General features: G+C 64.1%; 17 protein-coding genes. 13 read left to right on the forward strand and 4 right to left on the reverse strand.

Going from position 1 to position 18944, the window contains the following annotated elements:
- Window positions 1-159: 159 nt before the first annotated feature.
- The 4 genes from N4T19_RS05090 to N4T19_RS05105 all read left to right on the forward strand — a co-directional run bounded on the left by N4T19_RS05090 (window position 160) and on the right by N4T19_RS05105 (window position 4097).
- The gene (locus N4T19_RS05090; protein WP_182341577.1) at window positions 160-789 is read left to right on the forward strand and encodes a DUF2889 domain-containing protein; all 630 of its coding nucleotides are present in this window, start codon (window positions 160-162) and stop codon (window positions 787-789) included.
- Window positions 790-1233: 444 nt separating this feature from the next.
- The gene (locus N4T19_RS05095) at window positions 1234-2217 is read left to right on the forward strand and encodes a TRAP transporter substrate-binding protein (RefSeq protein ID WP_116927684.1); all 984 of its coding nucleotides are present in this window, start codon (window positions 1234-1236) and stop codon (window positions 2215-2217) included.
- Window positions 2218-2302: 85 nt separating this feature from the next.
- A complete protein-coding gene (locus N4T19_RS05100) occupies window positions 2303-2809 on the forward strand; it encodes a TRAP transporter small permease (protein ID WP_182341580.1) in 507 nt (168 codons plus the stop codon).
- On the forward strand, window positions 2802-4097 hold the full coding sequence (locus tag N4T19_RS05105) for a TRAP transporter large permease (protein WP_182341582.1): 1296 nt from the start codon (window positions 2802-2804) through the stop codon (window positions 4095-4097). Before N4T19_RS05100 ends, N4T19_RS05105 begins: the two co-directional genes overlap by 8 nt.
- 63 nt (window positions 4098-4160) lie before the next feature.
- Here the strand turns inward: N4T19_RS05105 and N4T19_RS05110 are convergent, their stop codons facing one another.
- From N4T19_RS05110 to N4T19_RS05120, 3 genes are all read right to left on the reverse strand, one after another.
- A complete protein-coding gene (locus N4T19_RS05110) occupies window positions 4161-5051 on the reverse strand; it encodes a LysR family transcriptional regulator (protein ID WP_021025105.1) in 891 nt (296 codons plus the stop codon).
- An 82-nt stretch (window positions 5052-5133) separates the two neighbouring features.
- The gene (gene cycA / locus N4T19_RS05115; protein ID WP_182341584.1) at window positions 5134-6537 is read right to left on the reverse strand and encodes a D-serine/D-alanine/glycine transporter; all 1404 of its coding nucleotides are present in this window, start codon (window positions 6535-6537) and stop codon (window positions 5134-5136) included.
- A 132-nt stretch (window positions 6538-6669) separates the two neighbouring features.
- Window positions 6670-7281 (reverse strand): DUF6630 family protein, encoded by a 612-nt coding sequence (locus tag N4T19_RS05120; RefSeq protein WP_182341586.1) that lies wholly within the window; start codon window positions 7279-7281, stop codon window positions 6670-6672.
- A gap of 196 nt (window positions 7282-7477) precedes the next feature.
- Between N4T19_RS05120 and N4T19_RS05125 the strand changes: the two genes are divergently transcribed.
- From N4T19_RS05125 to mmsB, 5 genes are all read left to right on the forward strand, one after another.
- Window positions 7478-9001: a CoA-acylating methylmalonate-semialdehyde dehydrogenase gene (locus N4T19_RS05125; protein ID WP_133856063.1), complete on the forward strand. Its 1524-nt coding sequence runs from the start codon at window positions 7478-7480 to the stop codon at window positions 8999-9001.
- 60 nt (window positions 9002-9061) lie between these two features.
- Window positions 9062-9487: a lysozyme inhibitor LprI family protein gene (locus N4T19_RS05130; protein ID WP_182341588.1), complete on the forward strand. Its 426-nt coding sequence runs from the start codon at window positions 9062-9064 to the stop codon at window positions 9485-9487.
- A gap of 80 nt (window positions 9488-9567) precedes the next feature.
- Complete coding sequence (locus N4T19_RS05135; RefSeq protein WP_182341590.1) at window positions 9568-10734, forward strand: acyl-CoA dehydrogenase family protein; 1167 nt, start codon at window positions 9568-9570, stop codon at window positions 10732-10734.
- 42 nt (window positions 10735-10776) lie between these two features.
- Window positions 10777-11277 carry a TfoX/Sxy family protein gene (locus N4T19_RS05140; protein WP_182341592.1) on the forward strand — a complete coding sequence of 167 codons (501 nt, stop codon included), beginning with the start codon at window positions 10777-10779 and terminating at the stop codon, window positions 11275-11277.
- 41 nt (window positions 11278-11318) lie between these two features.
- Window positions 11319-12248, forward strand: coding sequence for a 3-hydroxyisobutyrate dehydrogenase (gene mmsB, locus N4T19_RS05145; protein ID WP_260720271.1), 930 nt, complete (start codon window positions 11319-11321; stop codon window positions 12246-12248).
- Window positions 12249-12275: 27 nt separating this feature from the next.
- On the opposite strand, the gene N4T19_RS05150 is transcribed toward mmsB, so the two are convergent.
- Window positions 12276-13589, reverse strand: a complete 1314-nt coding sequence (locus N4T19_RS05150) for a glutamate carboxypeptidase (RefSeq protein WP_260719614.1) — start codon at window positions 13587-13589, stop codon at window positions 12276-12278.
- Between the two features lie 125 nt (window positions 13590-13714).
- On the opposite strand from N4T19_RS05150, the gene mnmC reads away from it, so the two are divergent.
- The 4 genes from mnmC to N4T19_RS05170 all read left to right on the forward strand — a co-directional run bounded on the left by mnmC (window position 13715) and on the right by N4T19_RS05170 (window position 18935).
- A complete protein-coding gene (gene mnmC, locus N4T19_RS05155) occupies window positions 13715-15745 on the forward strand; it encodes an FAD-dependent 5-carboxymethylaminomethyl-2-thiouridine(34) oxidoreductase MnmC (RefSeq protein ID WP_260719615.1) in 2031 nt (676 codons plus the stop codon).
- Window positions 15746-16080: 335 nt separating this feature from the next.
- The gene (locus tag N4T19_RS05160) at window positions 16081-17880 is read left to right on the forward strand and encodes a nitrite/sulfite reductase (protein ID WP_260719616.1); all 1800 of its coding nucleotides are present in this window, start codon (window positions 16081-16083) and stop codon (window positions 17878-17880) included.
- A gap of 18 nt (window positions 17881-17898) precedes the next feature.
- Window positions 17899-18300 carry a DUF934 domain-containing protein gene (locus N4T19_RS05165; protein WP_116923947.1) on the forward strand — a complete coding sequence of 134 codons (402 nt, stop codon included), beginning with the start codon at window positions 17899-17901 and terminating at the stop codon, window positions 18298-18300.
- Entirely contained in the window at window positions 18297-18935 is a 639-nt protein-coding gene (locus N4T19_RS05170; protein WP_260719617.1) for a phosphoadenosine phosphosulfate reductase domain-containing protein, read from the forward strand. Before N4T19_RS05165 ends, N4T19_RS05170 begins: the two co-directional genes overlap by 4 nt.
- The last annotated feature ends 9 nt before the right edge of the window (window positions 18936-18944 follow it).

Below are 18944 nucleotides of genomic sequence, written 5' to 3' on the forward strand. Positions count from 1 at the left end.
CGCAGCACACAGCCGGCCTGTCACCTGCTGCACAGACAGCCCGCAGCAACAGCCCCATAGTGATCAGCACGGTGGGCATCGCAGCGCCGTCCACCAAGCGCTGGTCTGCACCAAGCTGGGTCATCCACAACAACAATCCCACCGCGACACCCTCTTTCCATGCCTTTGTCTCCCGTCCCCAACCGAGTCCCCAAACATTTGCGTGATGTGCGCTACCGCAGCTTTGCGCGCGAAGATGGCCTGTGGGATGTCGAAGGCGAGCTGGTGGATACGAAAGCCTATGACCTGGTGCTGTCCGGCGAGCGCAAACGCAAAGCCGGAGAGCCCATTCACCATATGTGGATTCGCTGTACCATTGATACAACACTTACAGTGGTTGCCATCGAAGTCGCGATGGATGCGCACCCACTGGGCGAGTGCCCGCTGGCCCTGCCTGCCATGCAGAAAATGGTCGGCTGCTGCATGGCCCGGGGTTGGCGCAAGGCCATCGAGGCCAACCTCGGCCATATCGAGGGCTGCACCCATATGCGCGAGCTGTTGTTCAACATGGCGACCGCCGCTTTCCAGAGCGTGAACCAGGCCTTTGCCCGCCCCCAATCGGACCAGCCACCGCGCCATCTGGGGCAGTGCAAGGGCTGGGATTTCAATGGCGCGGGCGTGGCCGCCATCTACCCCCAATTCGTCGGCTGGCAAGCGCCCAAGCCAGGCAGCACCAGCGCTGCAGCGGTGGCAAGCACTAGCGATCGCGCTGCGGACAAGCCCGCAACGGACAGCGCCAGCAAAGGCTGATGACCCAGCGAGCGCCCTAACTGATACCCTCCAGCCACCACCGCGCGCAAGCCGCGACGGTGGTTTTTTTTCACCTGTATCGGCCAGGCTTTTGCCGCTCTGGATACCAGTTGCATACCCTGCTGCCGGAACTGCGCATCGGCCCCAGTTTCAGACAAACCTAGCATAAACCCTAGGAAACAATGACAGCAAAATGCATGGGCGTGTTCGCTCAAAATCAAAAATCGTTGAACAATTTTTAATAACACATCCCACAAAAGAAAATTTGAAACCTACAAAATTTAATTATTGTTGAAACCCCGTATAGCGCGACTTTGCAATAACTGTTAATTTTGGCAAACAATTCACCAGCATAGCAGTTGCTGCACGCTCTGCTGTGGCTGTTGATCGTATTCATCCCGGGCAGCATCCGCTGCGCCCTATTTGTCTCTAGAAGGAGCCGTCATGAAGCGTCGAGTTTTTTGTGCCACCGCCACCCTGGTTGCCAGCATCGGATTTGCCACCGCAGCCGCTGCCCAAACCAAATGGGATTTCGCCACCGCGTATGCGCCATTTAACTTCCACTCCAAAAACAACGAGCAGTTCGTCAAGGACGTGGACGCAGCGACCAGCGGCAAACTCAAGATCACGCCCCATTTTGGTGCATCGCTATTCAAAATGCCCGAAATCAAGCGCGCCGTGCAAACCGGTAATGCCCAGATGGGTGAATTCTTTCTGGTGAGCTTCCAGAACGAATCGCAGATCTTCGGTGTTGACGGCCTGCCCTTCCTGGTGAACAACTACGACGAAGCGTTCAAGCTTTACCAGGCCCAAAAGCCGGCGCTGCAAAAGCTGCTGGACAAGCAAGGCCAGGTGCTGCTGTATTCGGTGGCCTGGCCACCGCAGGGCATCTACACCAAAAAGCCCATCAGCTCGGCAGCGGACCTCAAGGGCATGAAGTGGCGCGTGTACTCGCCCACCACCGCCCGCATTGGCGAGCTGATTGGCGCGCAACCGGCCACCGTGCAAGAGGCCGAGCTGTCCCAGGCGCTGGCCACTGGCGTGGTCGATGGCCTGATCACCTCGTCGGCCACCGGCGCCGACAACAAGCTGTTTGAAAACCTCAAGTACTACTACAACGTGCAGGCCTGGATTCCCAAGAACGCCGTGACCGTGAGCAAGAAGGCCTTCAACGCGCTGGGCAAGGCAGAGCAAGACGCGGTGCTCAAGGCTGCCGCTGCCGCTGAAGAGCGCGGCTGGAAGGAATCGAAGGAAGTCGATGCCAAGTCGCTGGCGACCTTGAAGCAAGGCGGCATGAGCATCGAGCAGCCATCGGCCCAGCTCAAGGCAGACCTGGCCAAGGTCGGTGAGACCGTGATCAAGGAATGGACCGACAAGGCCGGCGCCGAAGGCAAGGCCATTTTGGACGCCTACCAGGCCTCCAAGTAAGCCACGGCCCCTTGTCTTTGCGGCCCACCGGCCTGGTCCTGGCGGGCTGCACAGTCAGCAACCCTTACTGCTTTGAATGACAAGCATGCGCAAGCTACTCAATGGACTGTATGACGCCTCTGCCTGGCTGGCGGGGCTGTCGATGATCGGCATCCTCGTGATGGTGCTGCTCACCGTGGTCAGCCGCCTGATCGGCTTCAGTGCCCCCGGCACCGATTCCTACGCCGGTTACGCCATGGCGGGAGCGGGCTTCATGGCCCTGGCCAGCACCCTCAAAAAAGGTGAACACATCCGCGTGACCCTGCTGCTGGGCGCGCTCAAAGGTGGCGCCCTGAAAACCATGGAAGTGATTGCCCTGGGCATCGCGACCATCCTCTCGGGCTTTTTGGCGTTCTACGCCGCACGCCTGGTCTGGCAATCCTGGGAGATCGACGATATCTCCGTGGGCATCGATGCGACGCCGCTGTGGATTCCCCAAATTTTCATGGCACTGGGCACCCTGGTGTTTTTTATCGCCTTTTGCGACGAGCTGGTGCTGGAGCTGATGGGCAAACGCAAACCTGTGGCCAAGGAGGACGCCCACCATGAATGAAATTACCGCCAGCATTGCGCTGATCGTGGTGCTGCTGATCCTGCTGGGCGGCGGCGTCTGGGTGGGCCTGACCCTGGCCGGGGTCGCCTGGTTCGGCATGGAGTTCTTTACCGCCCGCGCCGCCGGGGATGCGATGGCGATCACCATCTGGGGCTCGGCCAGCAGTTGGACCCTAACGGCGCTGCCGCTGTTTGTCTGGATGGGTGAGATTCTCTACCGCACGAATTTATCGGAGAGCATGTTCCGGGGCCTGGCTCCCTGGGTCAACCTGCTGCCCGGCCGCCTGCTGCACACCAATGTGATCGGTTGCACGATTTTTGCGGCGGTGTCGGGCTCGTCGGCCGCGACCTGCGCCACTGTGGGCAAGATGAATGTGCCCGAGCTGATGAAGCGCGGCTACCCCGAGAACATGGTCATCGGCTCGCTGGGCGGCCCTGCCACGCTGGGTCTGCTGATTCCGCCCTCGATCATCCTGATCGTCTACGGCGTCGCTGCCGAGATGTCGATCTCCAAGCTCTTCATGGCCGGCGTGTTGCCCGGCATCATGCTGGCTTTGATGTTCAGCGGCTGGATCGTGTTATGGGCGCTGCTCAACCCGAACAAGATTCCCAAGGCCGACAGCACGATGAGCTTCAAGCAAAAGCTCCACGAGTCGCGCCACCTGATTCCTGTGGTGCTGCTGATCGCCTCGGTCATTGCCAGCATCTACACAGGTATTGCGACGGCGACCGAAGCGGCTGCCATTGGCGTGGTGGGCTCGCTCGTACTGTCTGCGGCGCAAGGGGCGCTCACCTGGAAGAACTTCAAGGACTCGCTGTTTGGTGCCACGCGCCTGTATTGCATGATCGCGCTGATCCTGGCCGGTGCCGCCTTCATGACCTTGTCGATGGGCTATATCGGCCTGCCGCGCCAGCTGGCCGAGTATGTCGGCAGCCTCAACCTGTCGCCTGCGATGCTGATCATCGTGCTGGGCATCTTCTACATCCTGATCGGCTGCTTCCTCGATGGCATCTCCACCATCGTGCTCACCATGGGTGTGGTGCTGCCGATCATCCAGGCCGCGGGCATCGATCCGCTGTGGTTCGGCATCTTCCTGGTGATCACCGTGGAGACCGCGCAGATCACGCCGCCGGTGGGCTTCAACCTCTTTGTGCTGCAAGGCATGACAGGCAAGCAGATCACCTACCTGGCACGCGTCTGCGCACCCTACTTTGCGCTGATGGTGCTGGCCCTGGTGATTCTCTGGTTCTTCCCCCAGATCGTCACCGTGCTGCCCAACAACATGTAAACCTCTCCTTGGTCCGCGACGAACCGGCTGCCTTGGCAGCCGGTTTTTTTTATGCGCCAGCGATCAGCACAGCAGCAGGTCCTGCTGCTCCTGCACCGTGGCCTGCAAAAAGCGCCACACCACCTGGATACCCGGCACCGAGCGCAGCTCGGGCGGCATCGACATCCAGAAGGTGCGGGTGAACTGCGCCTGCTCGGGCAGCACGCGCTGCAGCAAGGGATCCTTGTCGGCCAGAAAGCCCGGCAGCACGCCCAAGCCCGCGCCCGTGCGCACGGCGGTGTACTGCGCCAGGATGCTGGTGCTGCGAAAGCTAAAGCGCTGAGGCGCGCTCAGGCTGTCGAGGAACTGCAGCTCCTTGGTGAACAGCTGGTCATCGACATAGTGCACAAAGCGGTGGCTGGCCAGGCCCTCGGTCGAGGTGATCAGCGGGTGGCGCGCCAGGTATTCACGTTGGCCATAGAGGTACAGCCGGTACTCGGTCAGGCGGCTGGTGACGACGGTATCGCGCACTGGACGCTCGAGCGAGATGACGATATCGGCTTCGCGGCGCGAGAGCTGCAGCATGCGCGGCACGGCCAGCAGGTCGATCGTCAGCAAGGGGTAGCGCTGGGCCAGCAAGGCCAGGTGCTTGGCCAGCACCTGGGTGCCAAAGCCTTCGGTCACGCCAATGCGCACCACGCCGCTGGGCGTCTCGGCGCTTTGGCTCGCGGCAATGGGAGCGATGCCGCGCGCAATCTGGTCCATGGCTTCGGCGCGCGGCTGCAGCTGGCGGCCGGCATCGGTCAGCTTGTAGCCACTGCCCTCGCGGGTGAACAAGGTCGCACCCAGCTGCTTTTCCAACGCCTGGATGCGGCGCGAGACTGTGGTGTGCTCCACGCCCAGCGCCTTGGCCGCACCCACCAGGGTGCCGGCCTGCACCAAGGCCCAGAAAAAGCGCAAATGATCCCAATCCATGCCAGCCCCTTGTCGATGTTGCACAGCATTATTGTGCAAATTTGCAACAGGGGCAGCAGATGGGGACCGTGCCTGGCTCCGATCAGGCGGCTTGGGCGCGCTTGCGCTGCCAGGCGTAGGCCAGGCCCAGCAGCACAAACCAGGCCGGCGTCGCGATCAGCGCCTGGCGCGTGTCCAGCTCCAGGCTGAGCAGCACCAGCACGGCGGCAAAAAACGCAAGGCAGACCCAGCACATGAACACGCCACCGGGCATGCGGTAGTGGGAGGCTTGGTGCAGCGCGGGGCGCTGCTTGCGGTAGCTGATGTAGGACAGCAGAATCAGCGACCAGACAAACATGAAGAGGATGGCCGAGACGGTGGTCACCAGCGTGAAGGCTTCCACCAGGTTGGGTACCACCCACATCAAAAAGGCACCGCCCAGCAGGCAGACGCAGGAGAACAGCAGGCCGCGCGAGGGCACGCTGCTGACCGAGAGCTGGCCAAAGGAGCGCGGGGCATCGCCCTTGAGCGCCAGGCCGTAAAGCATCCGGCTGGTGGAGAACACGCCGCTGTTGGCCGACGAGGCGGCCGATGTCAGCACGACAAAATTGATCACGCTGGCCGCAGCCGGCAGGCCGGCGAGCACAAACAGCTCGACAAACGGGCTCTTGCTGGGCACCACATCGCGCCAGGGGGTGACTGCCATGATGGCGATCAGCGCGCAGACGTAGAAGATGATGATGCGCACAGGGATCGAGTTGATCGCGCGCGGCAGGGTGCGGTGCGGATCCTTGGCCTCGGCGGCCGTGGTGCCGACCAGCTCGATACCGACAAAGGCAAACACCGCAATCTGAAAGCCGGCAAAAAAACCCATGGCGCCATGGGGGAAGAGCCCGCCATCGTTCCAGAGGTTGGCAATGTTCGCCTGGCGCCCGGCCGGCGAGCTAAAGCCGGTGCTGACCATGTACAGGCCCGTGCCCACCAGCGCGACGATGGCCACGATCTTGATCATCGCAAACCAGAACTCGACCTCGCCAAAGAGCTTGACGGTCAGCAGGTTGAGCGACAGCAGCACGGCCACGCAGGCAATGGCCGGTGCCCACTGCGGCAAATCAGGCCACCAGAACTGCGCATAGGCCGAAATGGCAATCACATCGGCAATACCGGTGATGATCCAGCAGAACCAGTAGGTCCAACCGGTGAAGAAGCCGGCCCAAGGGCCCAGCAGGTCGTCCGAGAAATCGATGAAGGACTTGTAGTGCAGGTTGGACAGCAGCAGCTCACCCATGGCCCGCATCACAAAGAACAGCATGATGCCGATGATGGCGTAGACCAGCACGATGGAGGGCCCCGCCAGGCTGATGGTCTTGCCCGAGCCCATGAAAAGCCCGGTGCCGATGGCGCCACCGATGGCGATCAACTGGATATGGCGGTTGCTGAGGTTGCGTTGGAGGTCATCGGTGCCGGGCGAAGCCCCCGATTGCTCCGCTGGGGCCTGTTTGCTCATGAGAAAAAAGCGCAGTGCGTTAGCGAGAAAGGTGGTGCGGCCTGCGAGCCTAGGCCCGGACGCACCGCGAAGGTGCGCAAGGATAAAACAGCGTCAGGCCAGCCAGGGGCAAAAGGTTATTCTGCTGCGCAACTAATTGTGCAAAGGCAGCAATTTACCGCCCACCTGCGCGGCCAAGGCCTGCAAAGGCGCAACCGCGCTGGCCTCCAGCACCGACAGCGGATAGCTGTCGCTATCGATGTCGATACTGACCAGCGCCAAACCCTGGCGACGCAGGTAGTCGCCCGCCTCCTGCAAGGCCTCGTGGTTCAGCGCTCGGCTGCCCGCCAGCGCCTGCAGGTCCAGCCCCCGCTGCTGCACGGTCCGGAGCTGCTGCAGCGCCCAGATGGTGTCATCCATGTTCAGCTTCCAGTCCAGTTCGACGTTCTGGCTGCGGCGTTGCAGGCCCTCGACCAGCGCCAGCCAGGGCGTCACATGCGCGGGCTCGTCCATGCCTCGGTTGACCAATTCATCGGCAAAGCGATCGAGGTACTGCGCGGGCTGCTCGATCGCCTGCCGCACCTCGCCCCACAGTTCATCCCTATCGTCCAAGGCCAGCGCTTGGCCGAGGGCCATGCACAAGGCCTGCCAATCGTCCATCGTGGGCTCGGGTGCGGGGTCCGGCGCAAGAGCAGACGCGGCGCGTTCGCCCTGCACAGGCGCCTTGGCGCCCAACAGCTGACCGATTTTGTTCAACCAACCCATGGAAATCTCCCTGCTGCATGCGATCGAAGCAGTATGCACCAGGCCACCTGCAAGCCGCAGACTGTGCAGCGCCGCACAGCCCTGTGCACCCAACCTCTTGTTTGGGCGAATGCGCACATCTACCATGTGCACAACGGTGCGCCGCCTGCGGGCAGCCTGCCGCCTCTCTCTATCCCAGATTCCCAGGAGACAAACCATGAACGCACCGCAATCCACCAGCACCTTGGCGCCGACCGTCAAGCTGCTGATCAACGGCCAGCTGGTCGAATCCAAGACCACGCAATGGCGTGATGTGGTCAACCCCGCCACCCAGCAGGTGCTGGCCCGCGTGCCTTTTGCCACGCCCGAAGAAATCAACGCCGCGGTGGCCAATGCCAAGGAAGCGTTCAAGACCTGGAAGAAGACGCCCATTGGCGTGCGCGCCCGCATCTTCCTAAAGCTCCAGCAGCTGATCCGCGAGAACATGAAGGAGCTCGCCGCCATCCTGACGGCCGAGCAAGGCAAGACCTTGCCCGATGCCGAAGGCGATGTCTTCCGGGGCCTGGAGGTGGTCGAGCATGCCGCCAACATCGGCTCGCTGCAGCTGGGGGAATTGGCCAACAATGTGGCCAATGGCGTCGACACCTATACCCTGAACCAACCGCTGGGCGTGTGCGCGGGCATCACCCCCTTCAACTTCCCGGCGATGATCCCACTGTGGATGTTCCCGATGGCGATTGCCACGGGCAACACCTTTGTGCTCAAGCCCTCCGAGCAAGACCCGATGGTGACCATGCGCCTGTGCGAGCTGGCCCTGGAAGCCGGCGTGCCCCCGGGCGTGCTCAACGTCATCCACGGCGGCGAAGACGCGGTCAACGCCATCTGCGACCACCCCGATATCAAGGCGATCAGCTTTGTTGGCTCGACCAAGGTCGGCACCCATGTCTACAACCGCGCATCGCTCAACGGCAAGCGCGTGCAATGCATGATGGGCGCGAAGAACCACGCCATCGTGCTGCCTGACTGCAACAAGGAGCAGTCGCTCAACGCCCTGGCGGGTGCCGCATTTGGCGCCGCTGGCCAGCGCTGCATGGCCTTGTCGGTGGTGGTGCTGGTGGGCGAGGCGCAGAAGTGGATCCCCGAGCTGGTCGAAAAGGCCAAGACCCTGAAGGTGTCTGCAGGTACCGAAGCGGGCACCGATGTGGGCCCGGTCGTCTCCTGCCAGGCGCTGTCGCGGGTGGAGAGCCTGATCGAGCGCGGCATTGCCGATGGCGCCAAGCTGGAGCTCGATGGCCGCAAGCCTGCCGTCGCCGGCTTTGAAAAGGGCAACTTTGTCGGCCCAACGGTCTTCTCTGGCGTCAAGCCCGGCATGGCCATCTATGACCAGGAAATCTTTGGCCCCGTGCTCTGCATTGCCGAGGCCGCCGATATCGACGAAGCCATTGCCTTCATCAATGCCAACCCCAATGGCAACGGCACCGCCATCTTCACGCAAAGTGGCGCCGCTGCGCGCAAGTTCCAGGAAGAGATCGATGTCGGCCAGATCGGCATCAATGTGCCGATCCCTGTGCCCGTGCCGCTGTTCTCGTTCACCGGCAGCCGCGCCTCCAAGCTCGGCGACCTGGGCCCCTACGGCAAGCAGGTCGTCATGTTCTACACGCAGACCAAGACCGTGACCGCCCGCTGGTTTGACGACAGCACCATTGCCCATGGGGTGAACACCACCATCAGCCTGAAGTAAGCCCAGCACAGCTGCGGCCCTTTGCTGGGCCGCTGCTGTTTTGCGGCGATGATTGCAGGTATGCCTATTCCCCCCGCATCCCGCCCAGCGCTGCTGGCTCTGTTTTTTGCAGCCTCGGCGGCACTCGCCCCGCAGACCGTGCTGGCCCAGGCCGGTGCGGCCTGCGTGAGCGGCGGCAGCACCGAGCAAACCAATGCCTGCGCGGTGCAGGCCTTTCAGCAAGCCGATACCGACAACAACATCCTGTATGCCGATGTGATGCGCATACTCTCGGCGCACGAGCGCCCTGCCTTGCGCCGCGACCAGAACGAGTGGATACGCCAGCGCGCAGCCACCTGCAAAAAGCAGCAGGCCGCGCACGAGGCCCAGCCCGACTGGCCACGCCGCTACCACGAATGCCTGGTGGCCGAAATCGGCAAGCGCAAGAAGGAGTTAATGGTCTGGCTGCACGAAGGCCCGCCGCCCGAGCCGCTGCAAAAACCATAGCCAACCGCGTTCACAACAAAACGGTGCTGCCCAGGCTTCCCATGCCCGGCGCAGCACGATAAGAGACAGGAGACCAGCCCATGGATTTCGAGCTATCAGAAGACCAACGCGCCTTTGCCGACACCGCGCGCGCCTTTGCCCAGGCGGAGCTCGCCCCGCATGCCGCGCACTGGGATGCCGAAGCCGTCTTTCCCCGTGAGGCGATTGCCAAGGCAGGTGAGCTGGGCTTTTGCGGCCTGTATGCGCCCGAAAACGCCGGCGGCCTGGCGCTGCCCCGGCTCGATGCCACCTTGGTGTTCGAAGAGCTTGCCGCGGTGGATCCGTCCACCACCGCCTTCATCACGATCCACAACATGGCCACCTGGATGCTGGGCACCTGGGCGAGCGACGCGGTTCGCGACGAGTGGGGGCCCCTGCTCGCCAGCGGCCAAAAGCTCGCCAGCTACTGCCTGACCGAGCCCGGCGCCGGGTCGGATGCCGCCTCGCTCAAGACCCGGGCCGATCTGGTCGGCCATGACTACGTCATCAATGGCAGCAAGGCCTTTATCAGCGGGGCCGGCGCCACCGACATGCTGGTGCTGATGGCCCGCACGGGCGATGCGCAATCGGGTGCCTCGGGTATCAGCTCCTTTGCGGTGCCCGCGCACCTGGAAGGCATCAGCTACGGCAAGAAGGAAGAAAAAATGGGCTGGAACAGCCAGCCCACGCGCACGATCAGCTTTGACAATGTGCGCATTCCCGCCCACCACCTGCTGGGCCGCGAGGGCGAAGGCTTCAAGATTGCGATGAAGGGGCTCGACGGCGGTCGCATCAATATCGCCACCTGCTCCGTGGGCGCGGCCCAGGGCGCCCTGACCCAGGCGCAACGCTATATGCAGGAGCGCAAGCAGTTCGGCAAGGCAATTGCGAGCTTTCAGGCGCTGCAGTTCAAGCTGGCCGACATGGCCACCGAGCTGGTCGCCGCGCGCCAGATGGTGCGCCTGGCCGCCAGCAAGCTCGATGCCGGCGCGCGCGACGCCTCCACCTACTGCGCGATGGCCAAGCGCTTTGCAACGGACGCGGGCTTCAATGTCTGCAACGATGCGCTGCAACTGCACGGCGGCTACGGCTATATTCGTGAGTACCCGCTCGAGCGCCTGGTGCGCGACACCCGGGTGCACCAGATTCTGGAAGGCACCAACGAGATCATGCGGGTCATCATCGCCCGGCGCATGCTCGATGGGGATGCGCCTGAGGCCATCCGCTAAGCAGGCACTGCCCCTCCCCTCCTGCCCAAACACCATCCCACCATGCCACGCCGCCCTTTGGACCCAGAAACCCTGCGCCTCATCGACGCCGTGCGCCTGGCGCTGGCCGAGCAAGCCGTGGGCGTATCGGTCGAAGAGAAAACCATGTTCGGCTGCCATGTGTTCATGGTCGACGGCAAGATGTGCCTGGGCGTGGAGAACGACGAGCTGCTGGTGCGCCTGGCGCCAGAAACCCATACCCAGGTGGCAGAACTGCCGGGAGTGCGGCCGCTGTCATCCAAGGGCTTGATGGACGGTTATTTTCTGGTGGGGCCCGCGGCCTATGCGACGCGGCAAGCCTGGCAGCACTGGATCGATGCCGCGCTGGCATTTAACCCACGGGCCAAGGCGACGCCGAAGAAAAAACCCAAGGCAGCCCCCACCGCCCCATCGGCCAAGCAGGCCCATTCGGTCAAAAAAGCTAAAACCGCCAAGGCGGCTGGCGATGCGAACCCAGCGCCTGCCGCCCGCAAACGCCACAGCGTGTTTGACAGCGATCTTTAAACTCTGACGCTGTCTTTCCCTATCCATGCCAACCCACAACCCTGTGCAATAACACCTTCAAGGAGACAAATATGGCAACTATCGCATTTATCGGCCTGGGCAATATGGGCGCGCCCATGGCCATCAACCTGGCCAAGGCCGGCCACCAGGTCCGCGCTTTTGACCTGAGCCGCGAGGCGGTGGCCAAGGTCGTGGCAGAAGGCGGCAGCGCGGCAACCAGCGCCCAGGAGGCGGTCGAAGGCGCCGAGGTCATCGTCAGCATGCTGCCCGCCAGCCAGCATGTCGAAGGCCTGTTTCTGGGCAACGGCAGCCAGGCAGGCCTGCTGCAAGGCATTGCCAAGGGCGCGCTGATCATTGACAGCTCCACCATTGCAGCAGCGACCAGCCAGAAAGTGGCCAAGGCCGCACAGGCGCTGGGCATTGGCTTTATCGATGCGCCGGTCTCCGGCGGCACCGGCGGCGCCATTGCCGGCACGCTGACCTTTATGGTCGGCGGCAGCGCAGCCGACCTGGAGCGCGCCCGTCCGCTGCTCGAGAAAATGGGCAAGAACATCTTCCACGCCGGCGATGTGGGTGCGGGCCAGACCGCCAAGATCTGCAACAACATGCTGCTGGGCATTTTGATGGTGGGCACCAGCGAGGCGATTGCGCTGGGTGTGGCCAATGGCCTGGACCCCAAGGTGCTCAGCGAGATCATGCGCCGCAGCTCGGGCGGCAACTGGGCACTGGAGGTCTACAACCCCTTCCCCGGCGTGCAGGAAGCCAGCGCCGCCACGCGCGGCTACACCGGCGGCTTTGGCACCGACCTGATGCTCAAGGACCTGGGCCTGGCCCAGGAAAGCGCGATGACCGTGAAGGCCAGCACCCCGCTGGGCGGCATGGCGCGCCAGCTGTATGCGGCGCACAGCATTGCCGGCCATGGCGCGGAGGACTTCTCCAGCGTCATCAAGATGCTGCAGAAAAAGGGCTGAACCCCACCCCTGCTTGGAACCCGGCGATCAGGGTGCGGTCGGCGGCTCCGACAGCGCCATCACCATGCGCGCCACCAGGTACAGGCGCGGCGCAATGCAGTCCAGCAGGATGTATTCGCCATACATGTCATGCGCGCCATAGCCGCACACGCCCATGCCCTCGACCACGCCACCCCGGGTGTTGAGGGCGGCAAAAGCGGCATCGGTGCCGCCGCCCAGTGCTACGTCGTTCACATGCAGCGGCAAGCCCAGCTCCTCGCGGTAAATGGTTTGTGCCTGCGCGGCGATGCGGCGTGCGGCGTCGCTCGCCTGCATCGGCGGGCGGCGCAGCTCAAAGCGGGCCGTCACCTGGCTGCCCTCCAGCAGGCGGTTCTTGATTTTTTCCTGCACCGCATCCTGCAGCGCCTGAAAGTCCTGCGCCCGCAGCGCCCGCACATCGGCCTGCGCCTGCGCATGCGGCGGCACCACATTGCGGCTGGTGCCCGCCTGCGCGATGGTCCAGTTCAGCTTCAGGCCATTGTCGGGTTGCGACAGATCGCGCATCTGCAGCAGCTGGTGCGACAGCTCATAGAGCGCATTCACCCCAGCCTCCGGCTTGGCACCGGCGTGGGACGATTTGCCCTGCACATCCAAAAACATGGCACCAATGCCGCTGGTGGCCAGGTGCAGGCTGCCCTGCAGGCCGCCACTCTCGAACGAGAAAATGGCATCCTGGTCGCGCGCCAGTGCGCTGATCAGCCGGCGCGAGCCCGGCGAGCTGATCTCCTCGTCGCTGTTGAACAGCACGGTAATCTCGCCAAAGCTGTCATAGCCCACCTTTTGCAGCATCGCGATGCTGTGCAGCACCAGCGCCACGCCCTGCTTTTCGTCCTCCACGCCCAGGCCGTAGACGCGATCGCCCTCAATGCGGAACGGCTGCTTGTCCACATCGCCGCGCTGGTAGACGGTGTCCATATGCGCAATCATCATGATGCGCGACTGCCCCCGGCCCTTGAAGATGGCCTGCACCATAGGGCCGACTTGCTCGGGCGTATCTTCCAGCCGCACCACATCCGTCGCCGGAATGATCTGCACCTCGCCGCCCAGTGCTTTCAGCCGCTCGGCCGCCACCTGGGCGATATAGCTCACGCCGCCATAATCGCGGCTGCCCGATTCGATATGCACCAGGTTTTTCAAGGTCGCCAGCATCGGCGTTTGCTCTGCCTGCGCAGCGACATAGACGGCAGGCTGGGCCTGGGCGGGCATGTGGGCTTGCGTTTGGGCGTGGACGGGTGCAGCACAGGCCAGCGCGAGCCACAAGCAGTGAGCGGCAAGAGAACGGGCAGACGGTCGATCAGGCATGGAGCCATGATAGTACGGGTTTAACAACAAATTGTCACAAAACCGCCATCCAGGGAATGCTGCGCCGCGCGCTGGGACTGAACTCCCTACAATCCCCCTTCTTTGAGAAATAATCTTTGCAAGCCATGACTGAGACCGTGCAATGGATGGCCGACGGCACGCCCTACAGCCCCCGCTTTGGTGACCGCTACCACAGCGAAGCCGCCCATGCACTGAGCCAGGCCGAGCAGGTGTTTCTGGCCGGCTGCGGCCTGCCCCAGGCCTGGGCGGGCCATCCGCAATGGCGCATTCTGGAGACCGGCTTTGGCTTTGGGCTCAATTTTCTGGTCACCTGGCATGCCTGGCAGCAAGACCCGGCCCGCCCGGGCCTGCTGCATTTTGTCTCGACCGAGGCCTTTCCGATCGCAGCGGCCGACCTCTTGGCGCAGGCGCGCAAGTTTCCCCATCTGCTGCCGCTGGCCGAAGAACTCGCCGCCCAGTGGTGGGGGCTGCTGCCGGGCGTGCACCGCCTGCGCCTGGCCGGTGGCCGGCTGCTGCTCAGCCTGCTGATTGGCGACAGCCAGGCCATGCTGCGCCAGCAGGAGCTGGTCGCAGACAGCATCTACCTGGACGGCTTCAGCCCCGCGCGCAACCCCGATATGTGGAGCCTGCACAGCTTGAAGGCCGTGGCACGCTGCGCCCGTCGCGGCACCCAGCTGGCGACCTGGACCATTGCCGCCCAACTGCGCCGCGACCTGGCCCAGTGCGGCTTTGCGGTGCGCAAGGTGCCGGGCGTGCCGCCCAAGCGCGACAACCTGCAGGCGACCTTTGCCCCCCAGTGGGAGCCGCGCAAGGCGCCGCTGTGGCCGCTGGGCGCGCAGGCCCTGCCGGCGCGGCTGGCGGGCGGCGGTGGGCACGCGGCCATTGTCGGCGCCGGCATTGCGGGAGCTGCCTGCGCGCGCCAGCTGGCGCTGCGCGGCTGGCAGGTCACCGTGCTCGATACCGCCAGCCATCCGGCCGCCGGTGCCTCTGCGCTGCCCGCTGGCATTTTTGCGCCCCATACCAGCAGCGACGACAGCCCCCTCTCGCGCATCACCCGCGCCGGCCAGCGCTGCAGCCTGCAATGGGCGCAGCAGCTCTTGCAAGCAGGGCAAGATTGGGAGATGACCGGGGTGCTGGAGCGCCGCCAGCTCGCCACGCCGCCCGATGAAACCGCTGCGCTCAGCGACAGCCCTGCGGCCGTGCCCACCCGCCGCAGCGCCCACGAGCGCCCCCCCGCCTGGAAGGACGCCTTGGCCGCGCCGGCGGCCGACTGGAGTGAAGAGGCCAGCGCCGCCACGCTAGAGGCACTGGGCTTGCCGGCCGACACCCCCGCGCTTTGGCACCCGCGCGGCGGCTGGCTGCGGCCGGCCGCGCTGGTGCAGGCGTTGCTGGACCACCCTGGCATCCATTTTGTCGGCGATGCCCAGGTACAGGCGCTCGACGCGCTGAAGACCGCCGAGGGCCAGCCGCTCTGGTCGCTGAGCGATGGCCAAGGCCAGCAATGGGCGCAGGCCGATCTGGTCGTCCTCTGCGCCGGGCCGCAATCGGCCAGCATCCGCATCAACGGCCAAAGCCTGGCCGCTGCTCAGGCGCTGCAAACCATTCGCGGGCAGGTCAGTTGGGGCCGCTATGCCGAAGGCCAGGCGCCCGCGGCCCACCAACCCGTCAACGGCCATGGCAGCTGGGTGCCCTATTTCCGCATTGGGCAGGATGCAGACGCGGCCTGGGTCATGGGATCGAGCTTTGAGCGCGGCCAATCCGCACTGCCGCCGTCGGCCGAAGATGCCGCCGCAGCGCATGCCGGTAACGGGGCCAAGCTGCAAACCCTGCTGCCGGAAGGCCACCGGCCGGATGCCCAAGCCTTTGCGCGCGCCCAGCACTGGGCCCAGCTGCGCTGCGCATCGACCGACCGGCTGCCGCTGGTGGGCCCGCTGCTGCCCACGCAGGCCCTGCAGGCGCTGCACACGCTGCCTGAAGGCCTGGCCAGCCCCTGGGTCGCCACGGCGATGGGGTCGCGCGGTCTCACCTGGGCGCTGCTCTGCGCCGAGCTGCTGGCCGCCCGTCTGCATGCCGAGCCCTTGCCACTGCCCAATCCGCTGGCCCTGGCGCTGGCCAGCGACCGCTACTGCAAATAAGCGAGCGCTTTAGCGGGAGGGGCGAATGCGAACGCCGTCTTCGCTCCGCCCTGTCCATGGGGTGGCCTGCGGTGCCCCCTATGCCTTTTTAGAGTGAGGGGCGGAGCAGACGCCACCTCCACTCCGCCCTGTCTTTGGGGCGCCCTACAGCGTCCCATATGCGATTTGCTCACTAGCATTCGCCATTTTCATATAACTCAATGTCATACAGGACTGAGAAAAATGTAGTTTGAGTTTATATGAATTTTTTTTACAGTACATCGCAACAGCCCAGCTCCGCCGCCATTGGGGCAGCGGGCACACCAGGGCTCGGTAGCTGCAACTTCCGCACCACGATGTACCAATACACCCCATTTGATCGCCAGTTTGTCCAGGCCCGAGCCGACCAGTTCCGTGACCAGCTCCAACGCTGGGAGACGGGCCGGCTGAGTGAAGAAGAATTCCGCCCGCTGCGTCTGCAAAACGGCTGGTATGTGCAACGCTACGCACCGATGCTGCGGGTGGCAGTGCCTTATGGCGAGATCAACTCCGCGCAGATCCGCGTGCTGGCCCGCATTGCCCGAGAGTACGACGCGCCCGACGCCCAGCTCTACCAGGATGCGCTCAAGACCCAGGGCGCGATGGGCACCACCTACCTGCCCACCCACTACGCGCATTTCACCACCCGCACCAATGTGCAGTTCAACTGGATTCCGCTGTCCAAGTCCGCCGATGTGATGGACCTGCTCGCCAGCGTCAACCTGCACGGCATCCAGACCAGCGGCAACTGCATCCGCAACACGACCACCGATGCGCTCGCTGGCGTGGCCGTGGACGAGCTGGTCGACCCCCGCCCGTATGCTGAGTTGCTGCGCCAATGGACCACCTTGCACCCCGAGTTCGCCTTCCTGCCGCGAAAGTTCAAGATTGCGATCAGCGGCTCGCAAGAAGACCGCGCCGCCACTGGCTGGCACGATGTGGGCCTGCATCTGACGAAGAACGAAGCCGGTGAGATCGGCTTCAAGGTGTTTGTCGGCGGCGGCATGGGCCGCACGCCGGTCATTGGCACTCCGATCCGCGAGTTTCTGCCCTGGAACCAGGTGCTCAACTACATCGAAGCGATTGTGCGCGTCTACAACGAGCGCGGCCGCCGTGACAACAAGTACAAGGCCCGCATCAAGATCCTGGTGAAGGCCGAAGGCCAGGTCTATATCGACTCGGTGGAAGAAGAGTTCCGCCAGATCGTCGAGGTCGATGGCGGCCCGCACACCATCCCCCAGGCCGAGTTTGACCGCGTGGCGGCCTGCTTTGTGGCACCGGACCTGTCGGGCTATCCGCAGGTCAACGCCACCGAGGCCAAGCACGAGCTGACCGAGCAAGGCGTGCGTGAGCCAGCCTTTGGCCGCTGGGTGAGCCGCAATGTGCGCACCCACCAAAACCCGCAGCTGCGCGCGGTGGTGCTGTCGTTCAAGCGCGTCGGCCAGGCACCGGGTGATGCCTCGGGCGAGCAGCTCGATGCGCTGGCCCAGCTGGTGGACCAGTTCTCAGCCGGCGAAGCCCGAGTGACCCACGACCAGAACGTGGTGCTGCCCTGGGTGCATGTGAGCCAGTTGCATGACCTGTGGCTGCAGGCCAAGGCCCTGGGCCTGGCCAGCACCAATGTGGACCTGCTGACCGACATGATCGCCTGCCCCGGCGGTGACCTCTGCGCCTTGGCCAATGCCCGCAGCCTGCCGATTGCAGCAGCCATCACCGAGCGCTACCAGGACCTGGACGAGCTCGACGACATCGGCGATATCGACCTGCATATCAGCGGCTGCATCAACAGCTGCGGCCACCACCACAGCGGCCATATCGGTATCCTGGGCGTCGACAAGGACGGCAAGGAGTGGTACCAGATCACCGTGGGCGGCTCTGACGGCGCCACCTTGTCGGGCGCGCCCCAGGCTGGCAAGGTGATTGGCCCCTCGTTCAGCGCCGCCGAAGTGCCTGGCGTGATCGAGGCAGTCCTCTCCACCTACCGCGATCTGCGTGGCAACGGCGAGCGCTTTATCGACACCGTGCGCCGCGTGGGGCTGGATCCCTTCAAGGAAGCGGGCAAGTCCGCCCGCCTGCCCGAAGCCGCTGACACCGCCGCAGAAACCACCCAAGCCTGAGCATTGAGCAGAACAACGATGAGCATTCCGAACGATTTCCAGATCCTGGCCGCCGGCGACCACCAGCCCGCTGGCGAAGGCGACCGCAGCGTGCTGCTGCTGGCCAACGATGCCGATGCGCTGCAGGTAGCACTTGACGGCGTGGCGCGCATTGACCTCGAGTTTCCCGCGTTCACCGATGGCCGCGCGTTCAGCCAGGCCTACCTGCTGCGCCGCCGCCGTGGCTTCAAGGGCGATATCCGTGCGCTGGGCGATGTGCTGATCGACCAGCTGGTGCAGATGCACCGCACCGGCTTCAGCAGCGCGGTGCTCAAGGAAGGCGTGGACGTGGCCGATGCTGCGCGCCAGTTCGAGCGTTTTGCCGGGTTCTACCAAGGCGACGTGGAAGCCAAGCCCCATTTTGACCAGGCTGCCGCATGAGCACGACCACCCTCACCCCCCAAGAACTGGCCCGCGTGAATGCCGAGCTGGGCAAGGACGCCGCAGCCCTGGTGCGCTGGGCGCTGTCGCTGGGCCAGACCAGCATCGTGACCACCAATTTCCGCCCCTTTGAAGCGGTGATCCTGCACCTGGTGAGCCAGGTCCAGCCCGATGTGCCCGTGGTCTGGATGGACAACGGCTACAACACCGAGGCCACCTACCGCTTTGCCGACGAGGTGAAGCGCCAGCTGGGGCTGAACCTGCAGATCTACCTGCCACGCCGCTCGCGCGCCCACCGTGAAGCCGTCGAAGGCGCCACGCCCGCGCTGGATGACCCGCGCCACGCCGCCTTTACCGAAGAGGTCAAGCTCGAGCCCTTTGCCCGCGCGCTGCGCGAGACCCAGCCGCGCGTGTGGTTCACCGCGCTGCGCGCCACCGACACGGCCGTGCGTGCCCAGATGGATCCGGTCAGTCTGAACCCCGATGGCCTCATCAAGGTCGCACCCCTGCTGCATTGGTCGTCCAAGGATCTGTACGACTACTGCGAACAACACGGTCTGCCCAACAACTTCGACTATGTGGATCCCACCAAGGGCGAAGACAACCGCGAATGCGGCCTGCACATTGCGCACTGATATCGCCCA

The organism is Comamonas squillarum, from assembly GCF_025309455.1.
Taxonomy (GTDB): domain Bacteria; phylum Pseudomonadota; class Gammaproteobacteria; order Burkholderiales; family Burkholderiaceae_C; genus Comamonas; species Comamonas squillarum.

Bases quoted from the DNA above. Each gene is read 5' to 3' on its own strand.
- N4T19_RS05105 (WP_182341582.1), top strand. From the start codon at position 2,802: ATGAATGAAATTACCGCCAGCATTGCGCTGATCGTGGTGCTGCTGATC.
- N4T19_RS05160 (WP_260719616.1), top strand. From the start codon at position 16,081: ATGTACCAATACACCCCATTTGATCGCCAGTTTGTCCAGGCCCGAGCC.
- N4T19_RS05100 (WP_182341580.1), top strand. From the start codon at position 2,303: ATGCGCAAGCTACTCAATGGACTGTATGACGCCTCTGCCTGGCTGGCG.
- mnmC (WP_260719615.1), top strand. From the start codon at position 13,715: ATGACTGAGACCGTGCAATGGATGGCCGACGGCACGCCCTACAGCCCC.
- N4T19_RS05095 (WP_116927684.1), top strand. From the start codon at position 1,234: ATGAAGCGTCGAGTTTTTTGTGCCACCGCCACCCTGGTTGCCAGCATC.
- N4T19_RS05130 (WP_182341588.1), top strand. From the start codon at position 9,062: ATGCCTATTCCCCCCGCATCCCGCCCAGCGCTGCTGGCTCTGTTTTTT.
- N4T19_RS05140 (WP_182341592.1), top strand. From the start codon at position 10,777: ATGCCACGCCGCCCTTTGGACCCAGAAACCCTGCGCCTCATCGACGCC.
- N4T19_RS05125 (WP_133856063.1), top strand. From the start codon at position 7,478: ATGAACGCACCGCAATCCACCAGCACCTTGGCGCCGACCGTCAAGCTG.
- N4T19_RS05090 (WP_182341577.1), top strand. From the start codon at position 160: ATGCCTTTGTCTCCCGTCCCCAACCGAGTCCCCAAACATTTGCGTGAT.
- N4T19_RS05150 (WP_260719614.1), bottom strand. From the start codon at position 13,589: ATGCCTGATCGACCGTCTGCCCGTTCTCTTGCCGCTCACTGCTTGTGG.
- N4T19_RS05120 (WP_182341586.1), bottom strand. From the start codon at position 7,281: ATGGGTTGGTTGAACAAAATCGGTCAGCTGTTGGGCGCCAAGGCGCCT.
- cycA (WP_182341584.1), bottom strand. From the start codon at position 6,537: ATGAGCAAACAGGCCCCAGCGGAGCAATCGGGGGCTTCGCCCGGCACC.
- N4T19_RS05135 (WP_182341590.1), top strand. From the start codon at position 9,568: ATGGATTTCGAGCTATCAGAAGACCAACGCGCCTTTGCCGACACCGCG.
- N4T19_RS05165 (WP_116923947.1), top strand. From the start codon at position 17,899: ATGAGCATTCCGAACGATTTCCAGATCCTGGCCGCCGGCGACCACCAG.
- N4T19_RS05110 (WP_021025105.1), bottom strand. From the start codon at position 5,051: ATGGATTGGGATCATTTGCGCTTTTTCTGGGCCTTGGTGCAGGCCGGC.
- N4T19_RS05170 (WP_260719617.1), top strand. From the start codon at position 18,297: ATGAGCACGACCACCCTCACCCCCCAAGAACTGGCCCGCGTGAATGCC.